The sequence below is a fragment of the Sporosarcina newyorkensis genome (genome assembly GCF_900167515.1).
GTDB lineage: Bacteria > Bacillota > Bacilli > Bacillales_A > Planococcaceae > Sporosarcina > Sporosarcina newyorkensis.
In genome coordinates this window covers 63,580-84,200 of record NZ_FUYJ01000009.1, presented here as the reverse complement: position 1 = coordinate 84,200, position 20,621 = coordinate 63,580, and the positions used below count along the sequence as shown (strand labels likewise).

The window sequence follows — 20,621 nt, the reverse complement described above, 5'->3', positions numbered from 1 at the left end:
TCTTATGCAAAAATATCCGTGTAAAGTGTGGATTCATCTGGAAGTGGACTAGCTTCTGCAAAAGCTACTGCATCCTCAACTGTCTTCTTCGCGTTTGATTCAATTTCGTCCGTTTGTTCTGAAGTCATCCATTTATTCTTGGTAGCTTTTTCACGAAATTCCGTAATTGGATCACGGTCCCTGTTTGGATCTTGGTCGGTTTTATATTTTTGTTCATCTCCTTCAAAATGTCCGAAATGTCGGTACGTATCACATTCAATTAAAGTAGGGCCTTCTCCGGCCTTAGCTCGTTTAATAGCTTTCTCAGTAGCCTCGTAAACGGCTTCCACGTCCATTCCGTCTACCCGAACGCCAGGCATATTATAGGCAGGTGCGCGTTCCGCTACGGTTTCAGATGCTGAAGCATAACGGAAAGGAGTGCCTTCCCCGAATTGGTTATTTTCACAGACAAAAATTACTGGTAAGTCCAAGATTGACGCTAAATTAAGCCCCTCGTGGAATGTCCCTTCATTGGAAGCCCCATCTCCGAAGAAACAGACTGCTACATGACTTTGCCCAAGCGTTTTAATGGTTAATGCGGCTCCTGCTGCTAACCCGAACCCACCGCCAACTATCCCGTTGGCGCCGAGCATTCCCCGGTCTATATCTGCAACGTGCATGGAACCGCCTTTTCCGCCGCCCAAGCCATCTTTTTTGCCCATTATTTCAGCCATCATACCTTTAATATCGCAGCCTTTTGCAATGGCATGTCCGTGTCCGCGGTGTGTACTCGTAATATAATCTTCGTCATCCAGTAGTGCCATCACGCCAGTAGCGACGGCTTCTTCTCCAGCGTATAAGTGAACAAATCCAGGGATTAGACCTTTTCCGAATATGTGATGCACTTCCTCCTCAAAAAAACGAATTTCATTCATCTTTTGATAAATCCATAATGCTGTTTGCTGATCCATAATAAATTCCTCCTTTATGACATTCTATTTATGAATAGCTAGACCGAAAAATGCGTTAGCACTTTCCCCGATTGCTTCTGAGACAGTAGGGTGCGCCTGAACAAAATTGGCCAGCTCAAACATCGTACCTTCTGCATGTTTAACTGCTGACAATTCCTGAATTAACTCTGTCGCATTCGGAGCAACAATCACTGCTCCAAGAATTTCTCCGTATGTTGTGTCGGCAATAATTTTGACAAAGCCTTCTGTCTCGTCCATGGCAAGTGCTTTTCCATTTCCAGATAGGGGAGTGAGGGTCGTCCGTACTTGATAACCACTCTCTGAAGCTTCGTGTTCACTAAGACCGAATGAAGCAATTTCCGGATGTGTATAGACACATCGTGGAATGGAAGAGGAGTCCAGTGGTAAAACTTCTTCTCCTAGGATTGCTTGAACGGCCGTCAAACCTTCCGCGCTCGCTACATGTGCCAGTTGATAACCCTCTACAATATCGCCAATCGCGTAAATATGTTTTGTACTCGTCTCATAGTGATCGTTGACTGCAATATAGCGATCCGAATCATCAAGCTGTAAATCTAGTTGATTAGCTATTTCTAGGTTAGGAGTTCTACCTGTTGCAACAAGCAGTTGGTCATAAGGATAGATTATATCTTTAACTATTACACTGTCTTTTGTGACGCTCTTGATCTCCGCGCTTGTTACAACAAGTACACCTAATCTATTCAAGCGTTGTAAGATAATTTTTCTTGCATCCTCGTCCTCTGACAATAAAATCTTGTCTGCTACTTCAATAACAGTGACAGATGTACCAAGCGGTGCCATGGCAAAGGCGAGCTCGATGGCAATGACACCACCGCCAATGATTACAAGTGTACTGGGTAACTTCCGAAGTTCGAAAAAAGTGTCTGTTGTTAAATAGTCCACTTGATCAAGTCCGGGAATTGACGGGACAAATGGTTTACTTCCAGTCGCTAAAATTACATCTTGGGCTTTAAAGTGCTTATCCTTCACTGTAACGACTCGATCAGTAGTGACTGTAGCAATCCCTTGAAATAATGAAATTTGATTTTTTTTTACTAAGTACTGAATTCCCTGTGCTAACGTGTCAATCACTTGATTTTTCCGGTCCATTAATTTGGGGAAATCAATCGACATAGATCCTGTCTGGATACCCCAATCATTTGCCTTATGGATGACTTGTATCATTTCACTATGTTGCAAAAGAGTTTTGGAAGGAATACAGCCAACGTGTAGACAAGTGCCGCCAAGTTTACCTTTTTCTATGAGAGCTATTTTTTTTCCCGATTGGGCCGCACGAATTGCTGCGACATAGCCGCCGGGACCTGCCCCAATTACAGCTAAATCAAATGTTTCCATAACTTTCTATCACCTGCTTTCATGAAAATAAAATGAACTTTTAAAGAAATAATAAATTAGCTCTTTTGATGATGCATTATTATATATTGCAAGAAGCATGCCGAAAAAACGAAAATTTTTAAGAGACTATGATACTGTGGGTTTTATTCAATATATCAACTAAATTCGGATTAAATGGAGGGATCCAGAGTGTCTCAGTGAGACAGAAAAGTGCCTCACTGTAGCAAAAAACCTCTATCAGATCAACAGGAGGCTGTTGATCCATTAGAGGATGGGTTATCGTGCGGTAATATTAAATTGCTTCATTCGTCGGTACATAGTTGCGCGTGAGACACCGAGACGTTTGGCAGCATGGGTAACTACTCCATTTTCAGCTTGTAAGGATTCGAGTAACTGCTCTTTGTCAGTTTGCTTTAAGTTTGAAGTTAGTTCTAAAGGTAGATGCGCAGGAGTAAGCATTTCACCTTCCAGATTAAATAACGCTTGCTGAATCACGTTTCTTAATTCGCGGATATTGCCAGGCCAGTGGTAATCAATGAGACATTGTACTGTCTCTGCCGTGATTTGTACATGTTGTTTTCCAAATTGATTGCTTAGTTCATTGATGAAACGATGAGATAATTCAGAGATATCTGATGTTCTCTCCCGAAGTGGAGGTAACGTTAATTGAATAATTTTTAGACGATACAATAGGTCTTCACGAAAAAGGCCATCTGTGACAGATTGTGATAAGTCACGGTGCGTGGCGGCGATGATACGGACATCAATTGGAATGGGCTTCGCACTACCGATCCTTGTCACTTCACGTTCCTCAAGAATGCGTAGCAAATGAACTTGAAGATCAAGGGGCATGTCACCAATTTCGTCCAAGAAAACGGTGCCGCCCTGTGCCATTTCAAATTTCCCTGGGCTTCCCTTTGCTCTGGCACCGGTGAACGCACCAGCTTCGTATCCCGATAATTCACTTTCTAGTAATCCTTTTGGAATGGCTCCACAATTGATTGCGATAAAAGGATGATCTCTTCTTTCGCTTGCTTGATGGATGGATTGTGCGAATACTTCCTTTCCTGTACCAGTCTCTCCTGAAAGGAAAATTGTCGCATCAATAGCAGCCGCCTTTTTTGCTTGTTTTATGACATAAGAAAAACTAGTAGATGAACCAGTTATATTTAGAAATGGGTCAGATTTCTTATTTGTAGTTTTCTTTAAAGCAGGTTTATGCTCATGTTTTGAAAAGGATTTAGTTTTCCTTAAAGTGATAATGGCACCTAAGTATATATCTTGGAATGAAAGCGGCTGGATGGAGCAACGAAAAATTTGTTTTGAATGTTTGATCTTCACTTCTTCATTCAGGATATTCTGTCCGTTCATGGTGTGGATTAAAAGTTCTTCCAATCCAATAAGGGATTGAATTTGTGAAACCTGAGAAATAATTGGATTGGTCATCGCAATTATATTTCTTTCTATAATATTTTTTCCGCTATCCACCACCAAAATAGCCTCGTCAGCCACTTCTATCGTATTTTTCAAAAATAGATTGTCACGTACTGCACTTTCATATACTTGTCCCATAATTGAATTTGATACATTTTGAGTCTCTGCGATAATTAGCTTAAATGTATGGGGATGGAGATTCGGATTAGAACCTGCAATGTTGACGATTCCCAATAGCTCTTTTGTAAAAGGAGCAATAATTGGTGTAGCCGCACAATACCAATCATGATTCTTTTCACAGAAGTGCTCGGAAAATAGTACTTGAGCGGATTGTTTAGTTTTCAAAGTGACTCCAACGGCATTCGTACCGGCTGATTTCTCACTCCATGTACCGCCATCCGAGATGTTAAGCGCCTCAGCTCGCTTTAGTGTTTGTCTGTTTCCGCAGGAATACAAAATAGTTCCTTGGCGGTCGGTAATGGATAACATAGTTTGTGACTCATTTAATAACTCTAAAATATGTGTGGTTTTTGGGGTTGCATACGACAATAATTGTTCATTTTGTTGTAAGCGATTGCCTAAATCGTGGTGGGTCACAACTTCTTGTATTTTTGATTGAAGAGGATTTACACCAAGACTCTTGGAATTCTCCCAGGATTCATAAATTTCGTGACGAATAGAATCATTTGAATGTATTCCATGATCTTGATACTGTTTCCAGGCTGCTTTAGCTGACAGATTAAATTCATAAGGTTTAAGAATTGCTTTTTTAAGTAAAGGATTCATATCCAAGCCTCCAAACCGTTTATATGCTAAATATAAGACTACCGAATATTTAGACTATAGCATACAAGGTAGATTGGATGCGATAGATAAGACAATCTAGGAGAAATTCTCTATCGAAAAGTTTGAGCGACATGTTATGATAGAGTCAGATAAATGAAAGCGCATTCAACTTTGAAGTTATTGTGTGGATAAATCTTAAGGAGGAATGGGTTATGGAAATGGTTTTACAGCAAAAACAGGATTTGCATTTGCGTATGACGACAGAATTGCGACAAGCCATTGAGTTATTACAATTATCCACTTATGATTTAGAACAATATATAAGAGAACAAGAATTAGAAAATCCACTGATTGAGTTAAAAGAATCCGATAGAAATGAATCCTTTCAGGAAAGAATCTCTACTAAGAGTTCTGGAAATGGAGCAGAGCAACAGGATTGGGTAAAGCAGCAAGAAGAGAGTAAACGTGATCAACTGATCAAGCAAGTGAATGTGAGTTTCCCAGATAGTGAGACAAGACAATTGTTAAAGGCTATCATTCACAACTTGGATGATAATGGGTACTTGTCTACAGACATGCAATTTATGGACCCTTCTCGCATAGAATTGGGAATCGAGCTTTTACAACAAATCGGACCTCCGGGTATTGGCGCAAGGAATTTACAGGAATGTCTATTGCTGCAGGTTAGGAGAAGTGATACAAATCCCGAATTAGTCGAGACTTTTATTGGTGATCATCTAACGCTGATTGCGGAACGAAAGTGGGAGAAAATCGCGAAGAGTATGGGGATTTCCTTACTGCAGGTAAATGAATTGCATGACTATGTCCTAACATTGAATCCTCGGCCGTGTCCAGAACTTTCACTAGTGACTACCGAATTTATGATACCGGATATCGTTGTAGAAGAGACAGAAGGAAAGCTGTCATTCCATTTAAATGATCGAGGATTGCCGAAGATTGGTTTGCAACGAGAATACGTATCGTCTTTGCAAGGAAAATCGGAGCTCTCTTCATATTTAAGCGAATACCATAAAAAAGCACAATGGCTATTGTCGAGTATCGAGCAGCGACGTCATACGATTATTCGAATTGTAACGGAAATGCTGAAAAAACAGGAATCTTTTTTTAAGGAAGGTTTTGCGGCGTTGCAGCCGATGACGTTAAAAGACATAGCCGACAGCATCGAGATGCATGAATCTACAGTGAGTCGGGCAGTGTCAAATAAAGTAATGCAAACTCCGGTTGGTTCCTTCGAAATGCGTTCTTTATTCACTTCCAAATTATCCGGTCAAGACGGTGATAGTATCTCCCAATCGGCCGTCAAATCTTTGTTACAAGCTTTAATCGCAAAAGAAGACAAACGAAAACCGTTATCCGATCAAAAAATTGCGGATTACTTTATAAAAGAACGAGGAATTACGGTATCGAGAAGAACGATCAGTAAGTATCGAGAAGAACTGCAGATCCCTTCATCAAGCAAGCGGAAAGGGATTTTATGAAAAAGCCAATCACACCGGCCGTGATTGGCTTTCTTCTGTTGCTCTCAGTTGAGCACGTTTTTCTGTATGTATCACCAAGCGAATGCTTGCTTCATACAGGAGAATCATTGGAATGAGTACAATAAGCTGGCTGATAAAATCAGGCGGGGTGATTAATGCAGAGAGAACGGCCAATACAACATATGACCACTTTCGTACTTTTTTCATCGTATCGCCTGTCAATAAACCGATTGCGGCAAGAAACATAGCGACCATTGGCAACTCGAATAACAACCCGATTGGCATGGTCGTCAGCAGCAAAAAGCGTACATATTCTTGTGCAGAAATTAAAATATCGAAATTCATTGCACCTAACGAGATTAGGAAGTTATAACTCAACGGATTGACAATGAAATAGCCAAAAGCTAAGCCAGCAGCAAATAAAATAAACATCACTGGCGAGTAAAGACTGAGGAATCGACTCTCCTTTTCGTTTAAACCAGGTCTCACAAATTGCCATAAAAAATTGCATAAGAATGGCAGTGCTAAACCGAGAGCCAGCGCTGCAGAGATTGTGGTATAAAAGGTGATGATCTCTAATGGTCCCAAGACGATAAGTTTGTGACCTCTCGTTACATAAGGAAACCACAAATTTATCGTACTGAAAGCTCCGATGAAGAAGACTAAAAAGACAGCAATACTTTTAACCAGCTGTTTTCTCAGATCCGTCAAATGCTCTACAAGTGTCGGCTCCATCGTAGAATCGTTGGTACTTGAATCTTTTGACCCGACAGATGCAACGTGTTCATTCGTTTGTTTTTCTTCTGTGGGTACTGTCATTTACTTCACCTGCTCTTGTACTTCAGTTTTCTGTGCTTCAGTTTTTGGTTGGTCATCATCGTCATCCATTATATCCTTTGCGGATTTTTTAAACTCTGCTAAAGTTTTTCCTACCGCAGAACCGACCTCGGGCAATTTACGTGGTCCAAATAAAATCAAAATGATAACTAAGATGATAATTAACCCCGGTACTCCAATGGCTGCTAAATTCATAGCATTTCCTCCTTTCTCTCCTTAAAAATCAAGTCCTTTTTATATAATAGCCAGTTTCCGACCGCCTAAAACAATTTCCTATGTATTTTTTTATGAAAGAATTGAAAAGGGGATATTTTTGACTAAATTTATGGACTTTCGGGCAAGCTACGGTCTATACGAGATGCATTGAGGAAGTGACAGGAAAATGGATGAAAATACAGAAAATCCGAATACCCCCGAGTACATGAAACGTCTAACCAAAAAACTAGAACCATCTGATGATATTGTACAAAATACCTTGACGATAGAAGGAAAGAAAGTTCATCTTCTGTTTTTGAAAAGTGTAGTCGACCCACTTCAACTGCAATCCGTCATTGTGAAACCATTTTTTGAAATGAAGGAAGAAAGACATTACGCGGAATATATCAATTCGCTGCCGTATAAAACCAAGTTACCGTCCGGTGATCGTGAAGTAATGATCGAACTGACAAAAGGTAATGTATTGGTCATGGTTAACAATCAACTGACCTTGCTGGAATTAAAAATTGTAGCAAATAATATGGTGCAAGAGGCGGATTTGGAACCGACTATGCATGGCCCTCAAATGGGGATGAGTGAAAGTTTGGAAATTAACATCAATATAATTCGGCAACGTTATCACGATCCATCCCTCATTGTAGAGACACTTGAATTGGATGAACAATCAAATCGAGGTATTGCCCTTCTTTACGATAAGGATAGAGTCAGACCGGGCGTGCTGGATAAGATCAAGGAACGACTCCAACCATTGGATGTTGAATTGGTTCAAGCTGCAGATGAGTTGATATATTATTTGAATAACAAAAAACGCAGCCTGTTCCCCACGAGCCTTCTTTCTGGACGCCCTGATCGATTGATTAACAATATAACGGCTGGAAAAGTCATCATTTTGGTTGATGGGAGTCCGCATGCTATTGTGACGCCGATTGTCTTTTTTGACTTTATGGCATCTATGGAAGATAGGTACCATTCTTATTGGATTATGGTGGGAGCTATGGTCTTGCGCTACGGCGGACTTTTCACTTGTCTCATGCTGCCGGGAATTTATGTGGGGGTTACATCCTATAATCCGGACGTATTCAGAACAGAACTTGCTCTTACAGTAGCAGCAAGTCGGATAGGTGTTCCATATCCATCATTTATTGAAGTGTTTTTCATGTTGATTTTTATCGAACTACTCACGGAAGCCAGTTTACGTCTTCCTGTAACGATTAGTGCAACAGCCACAACGGTCGGTGGGTTAATTTTGGGAACCGCTGTTGTCGAGGCTGCTTTAGCATCCAATATTATCGTAATTGTCGTTTCCCTCGTTGCCATATCTACATTCGTAATTCCGGTCAATGAGATGAGTTACGCTATTAGGATCTGCCGATTTTTCCTATTACTTTATGCGACATTGTTCGGGTTGGCGGGACTTGTTTTAGGAATGTTGGGGCTTATTATGTTTTTGTCGAACAAAGACAGTTTAGGACAGCCTTACCTACGCATGTATTGGTGGAATCGTGAAAAGGAATTAAAGGCGGGTAAGAGATGAGTCGATTCGTCTATTTTCTAATTACAACTAATATGATAGCGAATATAGCAGCCTCTTTGCCAAGGGTTCTTCTAAGCGGAAGTAATAATGGGGCAATTACTTCCATGGCGTTGGCTTTGATTTTCGGAGTGTTTGCCACTTGGTCAGTGATTCGATTACTAAGTTCATTTCCTGGAAAAACACTTCCAGAATTAATGGAAACATATTTATCGAAATGGTTATTTGTTCCGTTGCTTCTTTTCTTTGCAATCAATTGGTATGTTAGTGGGTTGGCAACGTTGATTACGTATTCGGATATATTGCTCCGATACCTAACACCTGAAATGTCTATTTATTCAATTGTCGGCACCTTCATTCTGTTTATTACATTTGGTTTAGTGATGAAAGGTCGAAGTGTCTTGTACACAATAGAAATCATTCTTGTATTACTTGTCCCCATAATTTTATATTTCTTATTAAAAGTATATTTAGATCGACAATTGGATTGGGATAATGTTGGAGTAGCGATTATGAATGTAAACAGCTTCCCCAATTATACCCTATTTACAGCCTCTTCCTATATATTCTTGGGTTTTTTTGACATGCTATATTTTAATAAATATATAAAGAAGAAAATGAAATTTGGTATTAAAGAGGGACTGATTGTCGGAGGGATGGGCTTCTTCGTTTTATTTACAACCTATTTTATCCCAATTGGCTTTATTGGTTTTGATGGAATTGAAGATATTCTCTATCCATGGATTGTAACCACGGATTCAATTCGAATGAAATTTGGAGTAGTCGAACGTATTATTTTTATATTCCTTTTGATTTTCCTTGCCATTGCGTTCTTAAACATTATGATTCATTGGCATGTGTCGTTAAAATTTTTTCAAGGCGCTTTAGGAATCGATAAATTAGAAAAAAGAAAAAAAAGGACGATAGCGAACAGTATTCTCATCATCGCTTTTTGGACGGTAAGTATAGTTGTCGCTGTTAAAATAACAGAATATGGTTTGTTTAAGTATATCAACTATTTTTACGGTACATTACCATTCCTTTTTATATTGCTTATGGGGACGTTGATGTTGGTGAAACGGAGGGCAAACTCTTGAAATATAGACGATCTTCTGTTAAAGACATACTTTTGACCTTCCTCCTGATAGGAACAGTTATTCTTCAATCTGGCTGTGCCTTTAAAGATATTGATAAACGGTTATTCGTCTCTGCAATTGGAGTGGATCCTTCGGAAAATATGGAGAACGGCTATAAAGTTACGTTGAAAATTGCGTTGCCCTACGGTGCCATTAAGGAGTCAACACAGCCAAGCTATGCGTATCTCTCTCAAGAGGGGGAAACAATAGGAGAGTCAATTAGGATGTTAGAGACGCATGTTGATAAAGTATTAGAACTTGGACATATGAAGGTAATTGTCATCAACGAAGAACTTCTTTCGGGATCTTTACGACCGTTTATGGACTTCTTTACCAGAAGGGGCGATATTCAGTTGATTGCCTACGTAGCGGCGGCGCGACCATCCGCTGAGAAGGTATTGAAAACAGAGCCAAAAACGGAAGCGCCTGCTTCTGTCTCTTTATTTAACTATTTTGGGGATTCAGGAACGGAAAGTCCTTATATTATCACAACGTATTTATTTCAATTGAGACGAGATTATATCATGGAAGGAATAAGTCCTGTCTTGCCAGTTATTACGACAAATGGCGATCATGAAGAACTTATTGTCAATAAAAGTCTGGTTATTGGAGGCGAAAATGAGTCCGCTTCGCTTGATAACATCGAAACAAAATATTACAATTCTCTCTTCAAAGATGCTAATGGTTTCTCTTATAAGACGGAGCAAGGTAAGATGAGGCTGCTTTTGAATTTTGACAGAATTAAAATGAAGTACAAAATTATCACGAAAAATGGAGTACCGCAGGCGATTGACATGAAGGTGACAATGGCAGGAGAAGTAGGTGAGTCTGAACAAAGGCTGTCCTTATCTAAATTGGATAAGTACGACAAAATGGCAGAAGAGGAAATTAAAAAGAAAATACTTCATCTCTTGAAGGATATGCAGGAAAAGAAATTGGATCCTTTCGGTTTCGGCTTGCGTTACCGGTCCACGAGACTGCAAAAGGATGGCCTTTATGAGACGTGGAAAGAAGCCTATCCTGAATTGGAGTTTAGAGTGAGTGTGGATGTGAAGTTGATGAGTATGGGAACGAATCAATGACCCGAAGAAGGACATTGATTCGAGAGTTTTTTCGAGATGCACTTCAAAAGTTAGAGCAGCAATTTAACTTTTGGAGTGCTTTATTATGACTAAAATAGCAATGAAATTAAGCCGTAAGTGTCTAAAGAAAAGGAACGACTTGGTCATAGCACATTGACTGGAAAAGATGGTGTGGAGGCAGAAGTACAGGAAGGAAATCTGGCGAACGCATGCCCTCTAAATTAGAGAAGAATACTCTTCAGGAGCTAAAAGAACAATACAATAAAGAGGGGGATAACGGAAAGACTCTCTCTCGTGGCATCCCAGTTTGTATTTAATATTCAGCTCGGTAAACACGCTTATGGAGGTGTTCTTAAAGGTAAGTGAAGCGACACTACACGTAAGAATCGCTCAATAAACGCAGAGTATTTAAACGTTCAGATGATTTCTTATGGATAAAGTCTTCGGGCTATCGAGACCAGAGATGTATTATGGGAAATGATTAACAAATTGAAGAAATAGAAACGAGATATTAAGATCACCTTTCGTTGTCTTAACGAAAACAGCAATTGGCTGGCATGAGTTCGGTCCGATACCGTCCTCATACCAGCCAATTGACTGCTGTATTAGTGCTAACAAATATTTTCTGGATATCGACTAATCATTCATTAATTAGCTTCCAGATCGATTAGAGAGGGCCTATTGGAAAGCCTCCTCTAGTTATTTTCGGTTATTGCGTCGTTCTCTGTTTTGCTCATCATCTTGTCGTTGACGTTTTTGGTCGAAGTTAAACTCTTCACCAAACTCCATGTTTTCTGCTTGATCCTGTCTCTCACGCTGGTTCTGCTGATCTTGACGTTGGTCTTGACGCTGACGATCGTTTTTTCGGTTATCCATTAAAAAACACATCCTTTAAAGTTGTTAGATGATGACATCTACACCTATAGATTGAGCAGAATTACGCTTTATATGAGTGGAAAAAAATTCATCTTAATGGGTCGGCCAGAGAATAAAAAAACTCCGTCTTGCACGAATGCAGTACGGAGTTTTAGCTAGCTCATGACATATGAAGAGGTGGCGGGATAATCCAGCCTTTTGATTTGTTTAGGTTCAGTAATTTTGCGCCGAATGCCACTTTTTCCAAATGAAACTTCGCGAATAGCGCGGCGATGTCTTCACGCAAGCATTGACCCATTGCCATACTACATGAAACAAGCCCTTGACCTACGTTAATGGAGACGGCCGCACTGATTTCAGGATCCATGAACCGAGCTCCAGCTGGAATTTCCTCTGGATTTGATTTTGGTCTTTCTGGCAATGCGGGGGGAGGCGTGATACCGTTTGCTTTTAGCACTTTGCCGAATTCTTTATTCTCAGCTTTCATCGTCTTAATCGCTTCCTCCAACAGTGCGATTAAGTCTGCGTCCTCGGCATGATTGACAAATGCTTCATACCCACTAATCAACCCATTATTTGAGCCCATAAACGACCAAACAGCAATTACTTCACCATAATGCATTGGCTCATCTTTCGGATTACCGTCTAAAATACCCAAAAAATCACTCCTTAATATCATGATAATGTTCAGGTATAGTTTTTGCGTAAATCATTTTTTTATGCATACACTTTTTAGAAGTTTTAAAAACAAGACGGAACTCTCAGTTTAAGATGAATGAAAGCGGGAAGATTACTTAGGAATTAACAAATTGGAGGCGATTGGATGAATTCTCAATATGAAGACGTATTGCGTGTACTGGAAGACTGTGTGAAGGCTTGTAATCAATGCTTTGATGCGTGTTTAAAAGAAGAAGACGTTAAAATGATGGCGAATTGCATTCGATTGGATCGGGAATGTGCGGATAGTTGTTCGTATGCAATACAAGCGATTACTCGCGAAAGCCCATTTACTGCGCAAATTCTCAAGTTGTGTGCAGACATTTGTGAAAAATGTGCGGAAGAATGCGCAAAACACGACCATGATCATTGTCAGAAGTGTGCAGAAGCTTGCCGTAAATGTGCACAGGCATGTCGAAGTGCCGCGTAATTAGGTTAAGTTAAAGTGTTTTTTGAATCAAGTATACAAAAAACACCTTTCACATCATGTGAAAGGTGTTTTCGTTCGTTATAAAAGCCGTCTTTGCCGTAATTTAGTCATAGAAAGTTTTAAACCACCACTTCTCGAATCTGGTCTTTCTCGTTTCACCAATTAGTGAGAAGTGATATGAATGCTGTTATAAAGCAGTTCGTTTCGGTTCGTTTGTTATCATTTATCGTGAGCTACTATGCTTTAGGGAGAATTTTAACCCCAATTTAACCCCAGTTACTTTTTCAAAAAGATGCTTTCCATTTTTTCGGCAGCTGCTCGATCCGCTGACTTAAATGCATGACCGTATGTGTTCATTGTAACAGATATATCGGAGTGCCCCAACCGTTCTGATATAATTTTCGCGTGGATGCCTTGAGCGATCAGGAGGCTGGCAGATGTATGACGCAGATCATGCAAACGGATGTAGCGGAAATTGTGTTTCTGTAGCATCTTAGCCCATCGATTAGAAGGGCTGGAAGGATACATATGTTCACCATTAAATTGGCAAAACACCCAATCATATTCTGTCTCTATCCACCGTTCTCCAGAATCTTCCCGAGTATTTTTATGGTGTTTTTGATAAGTTCTTAGTTCTTCCATCATGCTGAGTGGCAATGTAACTGTACGCTTTGATGACCTAGTTTTTGTCCTCTTAATGTGAGGACCACCTTTGGTAAGCACAATTGTCGTGTGTATAGTGATTTGATTATTGTCAAAGTCAATATCATTCCACTGCAAGCCTAATAGTTCACCTCTACGCATACCCGCGGCCAGAGCCAGTGTAAACATTGCTCGCCAATGGGGCAATTCGTTTTGTATGATTTCCATAAGCTGTGCAATTTCATCTTCGTCATACACTTGCAGATCCTGATATTCTTCTTCTGTATCTTTAGCTTTCGGCTTCTCAACACCATCCATCGGATTCTGACTCAAAACTTTCCACTTAACAGCATATTTAAAAATGCTTTTTAGCGTTCGATATACATCTCGTTTGGAATGAAAGGACAACTCACCATCTTGTCCATCCTTGCGTTGTAATCCATCTAACAGTTTCATTAGGATAAACTCGTTGATCTGTGACATCTCCATATGACCTATTTCAGGTAATATATGAAGATCCAGTTTCCTGACATGATTGCCGTGCGTCGTCTTAGCGAGTTTGGAAGCGTACTTCTTATCCCATTCTTTTATAAAGGTTGAAAAGGTCATGGCTTCAGGACGTACATAGTTACCAGAAAGTACTTCCGCTTTAAATTTCAAATACTCGTGATCCAAATGCTCTTGTAACTGTTTGGGTGTATATTTGCCTTCGACAGTATAAGTCATTCTTTCTTTAGGATATCGCCCTTTTGCATCTTTAGGCAGATACACAGTAAAGCGGTACGAATTCTCACCACGTTGTTCAATATTAGCCAAGCTTCTCACCCTCCTTCATAGTGTGGTCTAGCAAAAATATGTTTTTTTGATAGTATCTTTTCAATCGCTCTTCCGCGAATGAAAATTCTACGTTGAATGTTTCAGCAATTAATGCAGCTGCAAATCGTTGATCGGATGGTAGCTGTATGCTTCTGAGCATGAATGTGGGTACACAAAAATGGTACATAAAATTATTTGCTTGCCATTCTTGTAATTTTCTAAAAGATAAAGGCATAGATTTTTGATTCCCAGCATGACGCAATCCGTGACAGAGTTCATGACCAAAATCTTGCCATCGCTGTTGTCTACTTAGGTTAGGATTCAGGAAGATGTAATAAATATCACCGTCCCATAAACCCCTACTCCGTACCTCCAATAAGTGCAAGTACACACCTAACTTATCAGCTATATAAAATTTGTTTAGATGTATAGGTTTGAAAACCCCGATTTCTTTTAATAAACTTTCTATAAAATCTTCCAGATGCGATTGTGTCATGAAATAACCCCTTTAGAATGTATGTTCTCGTTGAGCGTAAAAGAAAAGCCCGCAATAGGGCATCTTTATGCAGCATTACTACAAACTCATTTATCTTCGTTGCGTTTTCTCTGTTTTATAATCTCCCATATTTGCTGTAGTTCTTCTTGTTCTTGTTCATCACTAGCTTCAATGTCCTTAAAAAAATGTTCAAGTTTAGGATTATTGGAAAACGATTGGAATTCTTCATCAGCTGTCATGTGTGAGTTATCTGATCTTCCTAGTAAATAGTCTGTTGTCACCTCAAAATAATCAGCTAATCGTTGCAATGTATCAGTGTCAGGAAAACGATTACCACTTTCATATCCAGAAACTGAAACGTTTGTTACATTAATTTTTTCCGCAAGTTGTTTTTGCGTTAATTTTTTTGTAGTCCTGAGTTTTTTTAATCGTGGACCTAACATCTAATCACTCCTTAGTTAAATTATAATTTAACAAAACGTTAAATTGAACTGAAAAAGGTGATAATCAACACAAATTAACTAAATAGAAAATAATTCAATTAAAACTGTTGACTTTAACAGTGAGTTAAATTAATATGTATTTAACACCAAGTTAAAAGAGGTGAGTGAAATGAAACTTGAAAACCTGCAGATTGTTAGGAAGAAAAACGGCCTTTCATATCAAGATATGGCTTCTAAGCTTGGAGTTAGTTTTCAATCTTATTGGATGATTGAGAATGGCAAAAGAGGCCTTTCATATGAAACGGCAATAAAAATTGCAGAAATTCTTGGAACAACTCCTGATAAAATTTTTTTAAGTGAGGATTTAACTGTTTGTTAATAAAAAGGAATTGGATAGGAGGTGAGAGGAATGGAGAAAATCACACTTACAGTTAAAGAAGTAGCAGCATTGATAGGTGTAGGAAAGACAACCGTCTATACGATGGTTCGCCAGGGAGAAATTCCACACAAGAAAGCACGGGGATGTATTCTATTTCATCGTGGCACGATCGAAAGGTGGCTTTCTGGTGGGGAAGAAAGTGAATCAAAAATTGGATAGGAGATGCATTGTATGATTCGTCAACAAGTTTGTCCAGAAAAAAAGCGGCTTATAAGGCTGATGAACAAAGAAATGAAGATAATTGCCAACAGTCCGTCTAGTGAAGTGATGCAGTTCCGTCTCGGGCTGCTGGCGAAGTTCGCTGGGGAATTAAAAGTGGTGAATGACAGAATACATTGGCAATCTTGCCAGGCAAGGAGAGGAGCGTAGCGAGGAAATACAGAATTATCTTTTACTTACCTTCATTAATTATATTACTAGATTCATATGAAGAATGTTGGTCCGTTTCGGAACATGTTCGAAATCGGAACATTTCAGGGGAGTGAGTTGCTATGGACATTGGGTATTTGCGCGAAACTAGAAAGAAAGCGGATTTAACACAGGAAGAAATGGCCCCGCTTATGCAAGCTTCAAGGCCGACCATTTCTAAGCTTGAAAACGGAGAAAGAGCGCTGAAAGCAGATGACCTTATAAGGTGGCTACAAGTAACTAGTGCTCAAATGTCGAAAAATACAACTGCTCTGGAAGCAGGCATTGCATTTGTTAACGGCGTAGACATTGTGGTGTTAGCGGATATGCTGACAAAGTTTGTAGGAGGATTTATTAAATTTCTATAGGAGGCAGTCATGAAGAAAGAAAAACAGTCGGAGAAATTAAGAAAAGAATTAGCGAAATTCGTGGAAAAGATGCAGCTAGAAGGCATCGATATTATGACAATAAAAAAGCCGATCGACGTTGGCGCGTCAATCAGCTGTGCTAAAGAAATATGATATTTGATTAAATACATTATAACACAAAGACGGAGCTTTGGCTCCTGTCGAGTAGTCCAGGATCTGCCGAAATTTTCCCCCAAGATTAATGGTAAATACCACTCTAGTTTCTGGCCTACTCGATGGGATTCAACCATCTACTAAAAATAAGGAGAGATGCAAAATGGAAAAGATCAATGAATTGATCGCATTGGCTCAACAAATTGACTCAGTTATGGATGATTCCGGGGGAACAGTGTATTCGTTGGACATTAGCCAAACGAATGGAAGATGTAGGTTTCTTATTGAGCCTGACGAGTTTCTTGCACAGTTTGAACACGCAGATATGGTAAAGCGGCATGATGCCGAAATCCCTGTTGTATTGGAAACAGAAATCGAAGGTGTCGTATTCAGGGCATATGTACACAGTAATGAAATCGAGCTACTGCGTGGACAAGTGTCTGATCAATGGTTGGATGACACAAAGAAAACCATTAATGCTTCTGAAGGAATTTATCGGATTGAACCAGCGAATAAAAAAAGCCCACTCGCATTGGCCTGCGAATGAGCGGTTGAATAAATATAAAACAAATGTTCTCCTGTAATTATCGTTGATTACAGGAGATATGTCAAGGGGAAGGAGACAATCCCATGCAACAATTACAGGAAATAAACTATCAAGACGCACGAGTGCTTACGACTAAGCAACTATCCGCAGCGTTTGACACTACTGACAAGACAGTCACGCGTAACTTCCAGCGCAATAATGAGCGCTATGAAATTGGTAAGCATTATTTCGCACTAACAGGGGAAGATTTGAAGCAATTTAAAGCTACCCGACAAGATGACGCGACCCTTAAGTTTGTTTCCACATTGTACCTCTGGACCGAACACGGCGCATGGTTACACGCTAAGTCGCTGAACAATGATCGCGCTTGGGAAGCGTACCGAATGTTGATTGATAACTATTACAGCATCGCCAAGAGACATTCAGTTTTGAGGGGTCCCGACAATATGGGGCATGCCTTGTCTGAACAAGTAATCTATCAAATAGAAAGTAGGTTGGATGCTTTGGAGGAACAGATAAAGCAAGTAACCCTACCAGCAAGGGAACAGAAACGTCTGCGCAATGCCGTAGGAGAAAGAGTGTATCAACTAACACGCAAAGAGCCTGGCGCACGTCCGGCATTATTTCGGGCGTTGCACCGATCCATCCGTGAGCGCTATGACGTGGAGTCTTATCGTGATGTTAAACGGCATCAGTTATTAGACGCCTTGAATTTTGTGGCTAATTGGGGAGGTGAAGCGATTGAAACGAGGTCGAAAGCCAACAGTGGCTGAATGCAACCATATTAAATCTTTTAATCTCATTCCTGCAAATTGGTTTATTAGCAAGAAGATGAAAGATCGATGGATGATTGTTCATAGGGAGTTCGGAAAACCAAAAGTACTACCAGCGCCATAGGAGGGCTAGCCATGAATCCGAATTTACTAATCAGCGAACCCCCTCTGCAAGTACTGCCTTCATTGGCGATGCAAGTGGGGCTGAATGAAGCTATTTTATTGCAACAATTACACTTCCGATCACTGATTTCCAACAAGGAGAAAGATGGTCATAAGTGGGTCGTCAGGACCTACCCGGACTGGAAGGAAAAAGAGTTCCCCTTTTGGTCAGTTGACACTATCAAAAGAGCCATGAGGAAGCTAGAAAAAGAGGGTTACGTGATATCGACTTCCACCCATAACAAAATGAAAATGGACAAGAGTAAATGGTATAGGGTTAATTATTCCAAATGCTATTCACCGACAGGGCAAAATGCCCCATCGAATGGGGCAGAATGCACCGATGGAGAAGGGCAAGATGCATCGTGTGATCAGGGCAAAATGCACCTAGCAATAACTAAAGAGATTAAGAGTACTAAGAAATATAAAGTCGAGAATGATCTCGACGCTGTCTCTGAAATTATCAATTACTTGAATGGACAAGCAGGAAAGTCGTTCAAAGAAACGTCAAAGACTTCGAGAAGATTTATCAATGCTCGACTTTCTGAGGGATATTCGGTAGATCAATTCAAAGCGGTGATCGATGTGAAAGTTAAGCAATGGTCGAATGACGCTTACTGGAACGCCTATCTGCGTCCGTCCACCTTGTTCAGTCCTAAGAACTTTGAAAATTACTTAAACGAAAATCAACAATCAAATAAACAGACAGTTAGAGCGGATCAGCCTAGAGCGCCACAGCTAGACTTTGGAAAGGGAGAAGAGCAATGGGAATCGAATTAGCAGAAAAAAGTATTTTGGGAACGATGTTGAAAGAAAATTATTTAATTTTGGATAGCGGGATACAAGAGGACTTCTTCTCAAAACAAATACACAAAAGCATTTTCAACTGCATGCGTCGTTTAGCTACACAAAACCGTCCGGTCGATTATATAACGATTCTGACGATGGCCGAACCATCCGAATTGGGAGGCGCTAACTATCTTTCAGAGTTAAACAACTTCGCGAATTCCACACGATTCGATGAGTACAGGGAAATTTTGATCACCGGATGGAAAGAAAGCGAGAAAAACCGATTACTGCAACAGGCTCAAACAGAAAAATGGGACATCGCAGAAATCCAGAAATCTTTTGACGATCTGCAAGCTGAGAACACACCACAGGAAGACGCTTCAATCCAATCCGATTTAGTGGAGCTGTTCGAATTGCCGTTTCACCCACTCGAAGTGGACCCTGGAACAACGACAGGACTGGATGATTTGGACAAGCTGTTGAACGGTTTCCAAGACGGAGAGATGACCATTATCGGTGCCCGGCCTTCGATGGGTAAAACGGACACGCTGAATCATTTGGCGTTACACGCCGGATGGGCTGGACATCTGCCGATTATATTTTCTCTAGAAATGAATCGTAAATCCATGATCACTCGATTAATCGCAGTCTCCGGGGGATATAACCGTTTAAGAATGCGTAATCCTTATGAGTATTTTGACACGAAACAAAAAGATAGTTGGAGCAGATCCCTTGGTTATTTAGGGAATGCAGACGTTCAAATCGACGACCGGAGCGGATTGTCGGTAGCTCAGATTAAAGCAAGGGCACGGCAGATTATTAAATCTAACCCGAATAAAAAACCGATTATCTATATCGATTATTTGCAGCTGATCAGACCGGATAATCCGCGAGAAGATCAAACGCAAAAAATTGGCCAAATCAGTTATGACCTAAAAGGAATGGCGAAAGAATTTGATTGTCCGGTTGTGGTTTTATCGCAGTTATCCAGAGGGGTAGAAAAGCGGGATGATAAGCGCCCGATTATGAGCGACTTAAGAGACTCAGGCAACATTGAGCAAGATGCGGATGTTATCGCCTTTCTTTACCGCGAAGATTACTACGACAAGGAAACTGAAAATCAAAACCTACTTGAAATCATTGTCGCAAAGCATCGAAATGGACCTACTGGGACTGCAACTGTTTCTTACGTCAAAGACACAGGTAAGCTTTACAACATTGATTGGTCGCGGGGCAGTGGATCGGCATGATTACAGTCAAAGATATCTTTGATTATGCCGTGGGGCTTGATTTGTCCAGACTAGCACACAGCGTATACTGGGCGATTAGTAATAAATTGGTACAACCTAATGATGATAGTGAAAAGTTGAAGATGCTGCAGTATGAGGACGAAGTCATAAATCAACTGATTGAAAGCAACATGCTTGGCATTGGCAGAATTAAATTGTTTGTAATTGAGACACAACAGAAAGATTGGTTCGCCTTTCATTTGGCAGAAAATGCACTAGACGCAAATCGGTTACATTCCAATCTTTTTCGAGATCAAGGGGGAAGAATCACAAGGGCGGATCGCTTAATGATTCCAATCATGGCTTTTGCCGAAACTGGAAAAGAAAAAAACTTATACGAACTGAAGAAAAGCATTGTCCAATATCCGGCATATGTAGGACATGCCAAAGCAAACGAACACGTGCTGTACAGAATGGGGGTGTGA

Annotated in this window: 26 protein-coding genes; 16 read left to right on the top strand and 10 right to left on the bottom strand. The window is 40.2% G+C overall.

What is annotated here, in order from left to right; translation table 11 throughout:
• Nucleotides 1–2: 2 nt before the first annotated feature.
• From B5D59_RS15380 to B5D59_RS15370, 3 genes are all read right to left on the bottom strand, one after another.
• Nucleotides 3–950: a thiamine pyrophosphate-dependent dehydrogenase E1 component subunit alpha gene (locus B5D59_RS15380; protein WP_078818566.1), complete on the bottom strand. Its 948-nt coding sequence runs from the start codon at nucleotides 948–950 to the stop codon at nucleotides 3–5.
• 24 nt (nucleotides 951–974) lie between these two features.
• A complete protein-coding gene (gene lpdA, locus B5D59_RS15375) occupies nucleotides 975–2,327 on the bottom strand; it encodes a dihydrolipoyl dehydrogenase (RefSeq protein ID WP_078818565.1) in 1,353 nt (450 codons plus the stop codon).
• Nucleotides 2,328–2,603: 276 nt separating this feature from the next.
• A complete protein-coding gene (locus B5D59_RS15370; RefSeq protein WP_009498683.1) occupies nucleotides 2,604–4,547 on the bottom strand; it encodes a sigma-54-dependent Fis family transcriptional regulator in 1,944 nt (647 codons plus the stop codon).
• A 212-nt stretch (nucleotides 4,548–4,759) separates the two neighbouring features.
• Between B5D59_RS15370 and rpoN the strand changes: the two genes are divergently transcribed.
• Nucleotides 4,760–6,046 carry an RNA polymerase factor sigma-54 gene (rpoN, locus tag B5D59_RS15365; RefSeq protein ID WP_245799543.1) on the top strand — a complete coding sequence of 429 codons (1,287 nt, stop codon included), beginning with the start codon at nucleotides 4,760–4,762 and terminating at the stop codon, nucleotides 6,044–6,046.
• Between the two features lie 9 nt (nucleotides 6,047–6,055).
• Here the strand turns inward: rpoN and tatC are convergent, their stop codons facing one another.
• Both tatC and tatA read right to left on the bottom strand, forming a co-directional pair.
• Entirely contained in the window at nucleotides 6,056–6,865 is an 810-nt protein-coding gene (gene tatC / locus B5D59_RS15360; protein WP_078818563.1) for a twin-arginine translocase subunit TatC, read from the bottom strand.
• On the bottom strand, nucleotides 6,866–7,078 hold the full coding sequence (gene tatA, locus B5D59_RS15355; RefSeq protein ID WP_078818562.1) for a twin-arginine translocase TatA/TatE family subunit: 213 nt from the start codon (nucleotides 7,076–7,078) through the stop codon (nucleotides 6,866–6,868).
• A 187-nt stretch (nucleotides 7,079–7,265) separates the two neighbouring features.
• On the opposite strand from tatA, the gene B5D59_RS15350 reads away from it, so the two are divergent.
• From B5D59_RS15350 to B5D59_RS15340, 3 genes are read left to right on the top strand one after another with little or no spacing between them, the layout of a single operon-like run.
• Nucleotides 7,266–8,633, top strand: a complete 1,368-nt coding sequence (locus B5D59_RS15350) for a spore germination protein (RefSeq protein WP_009498679.1) — start codon at nucleotides 7,266–7,268, stop codon at nucleotides 8,631–8,633.
• Nucleotides 8,630–9,727 (top strand): GerAB/ArcD/ProY family transporter, encoded by a 1,098-nt coding sequence (locus B5D59_RS15345; protein WP_078818561.1) that lies wholly within the window; start codon nucleotides 8,630–8,632, stop codon nucleotides 9,725–9,727. The genes B5D59_RS15350 and B5D59_RS15345 overlap by 4 nt, the downstream gene beginning before the upstream one ends.
• Nucleotides 9,724–10,848: a Ger(x)C family spore germination protein gene (locus tag B5D59_RS15340; protein ID WP_176132607.1), complete on the top strand. Its 1,125-nt coding sequence runs from the start codon at nucleotides 9,724–9,726 to the stop codon at nucleotides 10,846–10,848. Before B5D59_RS15345 ends, B5D59_RS15340 begins: the two co-directional genes overlap by 4 nt.
• Nucleotides 10,849–11,547: 699 nt before the next feature.
• Here the strand turns inward: B5D59_RS15340 and B5D59_RS18315 are convergent.
• The gene (locus B5D59_RS18315) at nucleotides 11,548–11,724 is read right to left on the bottom strand and encodes a hypothetical protein (RefSeq protein WP_009498674.1); all 177 of its coding nucleotides are present in this window, start codon (nucleotides 11,722–11,724) and stop codon (nucleotides 11,548–11,550) included.
• Between the two features lie 160 nt (nucleotides 11,725–11,884).
• Nucleotides 11,885–12,382 carry a DUF3231 family protein gene (locus tag B5D59_RS15335; protein WP_078818559.1) on the bottom strand — a complete coding sequence of 166 codons (498 nt, stop codon included), beginning with the start codon at nucleotides 12,380–12,382 and terminating at the stop codon, nucleotides 11,885–11,887.
• Nucleotides 12,383–12,547: 165 nt separating this feature from the next.
• Between B5D59_RS15335 and B5D59_RS15330 the strand changes: the two genes are divergently transcribed.
• Nucleotides 12,548–12,871: a four-helix bundle copper-binding protein gene (locus B5D59_RS15330; protein ID WP_009498670.1), complete on the top strand. Its 324-nt coding sequence runs from the start codon at nucleotides 12,548–12,550 to the stop codon at nucleotides 12,869–12,871.
• Between the two features lie 276 nt (nucleotides 12,872–13,147).
• On the opposite strand, the gene B5D59_RS15325 is transcribed toward B5D59_RS15330, so the two are convergent.
• The 3 genes from B5D59_RS15325 to B5D59_RS15315 form a co-directional block, all read right to left on the bottom strand.
• Complete coding sequence (locus B5D59_RS15325; RefSeq protein ID WP_078818558.1) at nucleotides 13,148–14,329, bottom strand: tyrosine-type recombinase/integrase; 1,182 nt, start codon at nucleotides 14,327–14,329, stop codon at nucleotides 13,148–13,150.
• Nucleotides 14,322–14,825: an ImmA/IrrE family metallo-endopeptidase gene (locus tag B5D59_RS15320; protein ID WP_078818557.1), complete on the bottom strand. Its 504-nt coding sequence runs from the start codon at nucleotides 14,823–14,825 to the stop codon at nucleotides 14,322–14,324. Before B5D59_RS15320 ends, B5D59_RS15325 begins: the two co-directional genes overlap by 8 nt.
• An 86-nt stretch (nucleotides 14,826–14,911) precedes the next feature.
• Nucleotides 14,912–15,268, bottom strand: a complete 357-nt coding sequence (locus tag B5D59_RS15315; protein ID WP_078818556.1) for a helix-turn-helix domain-containing protein — start codon at nucleotides 15,266–15,268, stop codon at nucleotides 14,912–14,914.
• A gap of 169 nt (nucleotides 15,269–15,437) precedes the next feature.
• On the opposite strand from B5D59_RS15315, the gene B5D59_RS15310 reads away from it, so the two are divergent.
• The 11 genes from B5D59_RS15310 to B5D59_RS15270 all read left to right on the top strand — a co-directional run bounded on the left by B5D59_RS15310 (nucleotide 15,438) and on the right by B5D59_RS15270 (nucleotide 20,621).
• A complete protein-coding gene (locus tag B5D59_RS15310) occupies nucleotides 15,438–15,647 on the top strand; it encodes a helix-turn-helix transcriptional regulator (RefSeq protein WP_078818555.1) in 210 nt (69 codons plus the stop codon).
• Nucleotides 15,648–15,677: 30 nt separating this feature from the next.
• The gene (locus B5D59_RS15305) at nucleotides 15,678–15,866 is read left to right on the top strand and encodes a helix-turn-helix domain-containing protein (protein WP_078818554.1); all 189 of its coding nucleotides are present in this window, start codon (nucleotides 15,678–15,680) and stop codon (nucleotides 15,864–15,866) included.
• 12 nt (nucleotides 15,867–15,878) lie between these two features.
• On the top strand, nucleotides 15,879–16,076 hold the full coding sequence (locus B5D59_RS15300; protein ID WP_078818553.1) for a hypothetical protein: 198 nt from the start codon (nucleotides 15,879–15,881) through the stop codon (nucleotides 16,074–16,076).
• A gap of 122 nt (nucleotides 16,077–16,198) precedes the next feature.
• Nucleotides 16,199–16,483 (top strand): helix-turn-helix domain-containing protein, encoded by a 285-nt coding sequence (locus B5D59_RS15295; RefSeq protein WP_078818552.1) that lies wholly within the window; start codon nucleotides 16,199–16,201, stop codon nucleotides 16,481–16,483.
• Between the two features lie 9 nt (nucleotides 16,484–16,492).
• Nucleotides 16,493–16,636: a hypothetical protein gene (locus B5D59_RS18310; protein WP_176132606.1), complete on the top strand. Its 144-nt coding sequence runs from the start codon at nucleotides 16,493–16,495 to the stop codon at nucleotides 16,634–16,636.
• Nucleotides 16,637–16,799: 163 nt separating this feature from the next.
• Nucleotides 16,800–17,183: a hypothetical protein gene (locus tag B5D59_RS15290; protein WP_078818551.1), complete on the top strand. Its 384-nt coding sequence runs from the start codon at nucleotides 16,800–16,802 to the stop codon at nucleotides 17,181–17,183.
• A gap of 83 nt (nucleotides 17,184–17,266) precedes the next feature.
• The gene (locus tag B5D59_RS15285) at nucleotides 17,267–17,956 is read left to right on the top strand and encodes an ORF6N domain-containing protein (RefSeq protein ID WP_078818550.1); all 690 of its coding nucleotides are present in this window, start codon (nucleotides 17,267–17,269) and stop codon (nucleotides 17,954–17,956) included.
• Nucleotides 17,916–18,080 (top strand): DUF6906 family protein, encoded by a 165-nt coding sequence (locus B5D59_RS18730; RefSeq protein ID WP_425441359.1) that lies wholly within the window; start codon nucleotides 17,916–17,918, stop codon nucleotides 18,078–18,080. The genes B5D59_RS15285 and B5D59_RS18730 overlap by 41 nt, the downstream gene beginning before the upstream one ends.
• Before the next feature lie 11 nt (nucleotides 18,081–18,091).
• Entirely contained in the window at nucleotides 18,092–18,898 is an 807-nt protein-coding gene (locus tag B5D59_RS15280; protein ID WP_078818549.1) for a conserved phage C-terminal domain-containing protein, read from the top strand.
• Nucleotides 18,883–20,157 (top strand): replicative DNA helicase, encoded by a 1,275-nt coding sequence (locus tag B5D59_RS15275; RefSeq protein ID WP_078818548.1) that lies wholly within the window; start codon nucleotides 18,883–18,885, stop codon nucleotides 20,155–20,157. Before B5D59_RS15280 ends, B5D59_RS15275 begins: the two co-directional genes overlap by 16 nt.
• Nucleotides 20,154–20,621, top strand: a complete 468-nt coding sequence (locus B5D59_RS15270) for a hypothetical protein (RefSeq protein ID WP_078818547.1) — start codon at nucleotides 20,154–20,156, stop codon at nucleotides 20,619–20,621. The genes B5D59_RS15275 and B5D59_RS15270 overlap by 4 nt, the downstream gene beginning before the upstream one ends.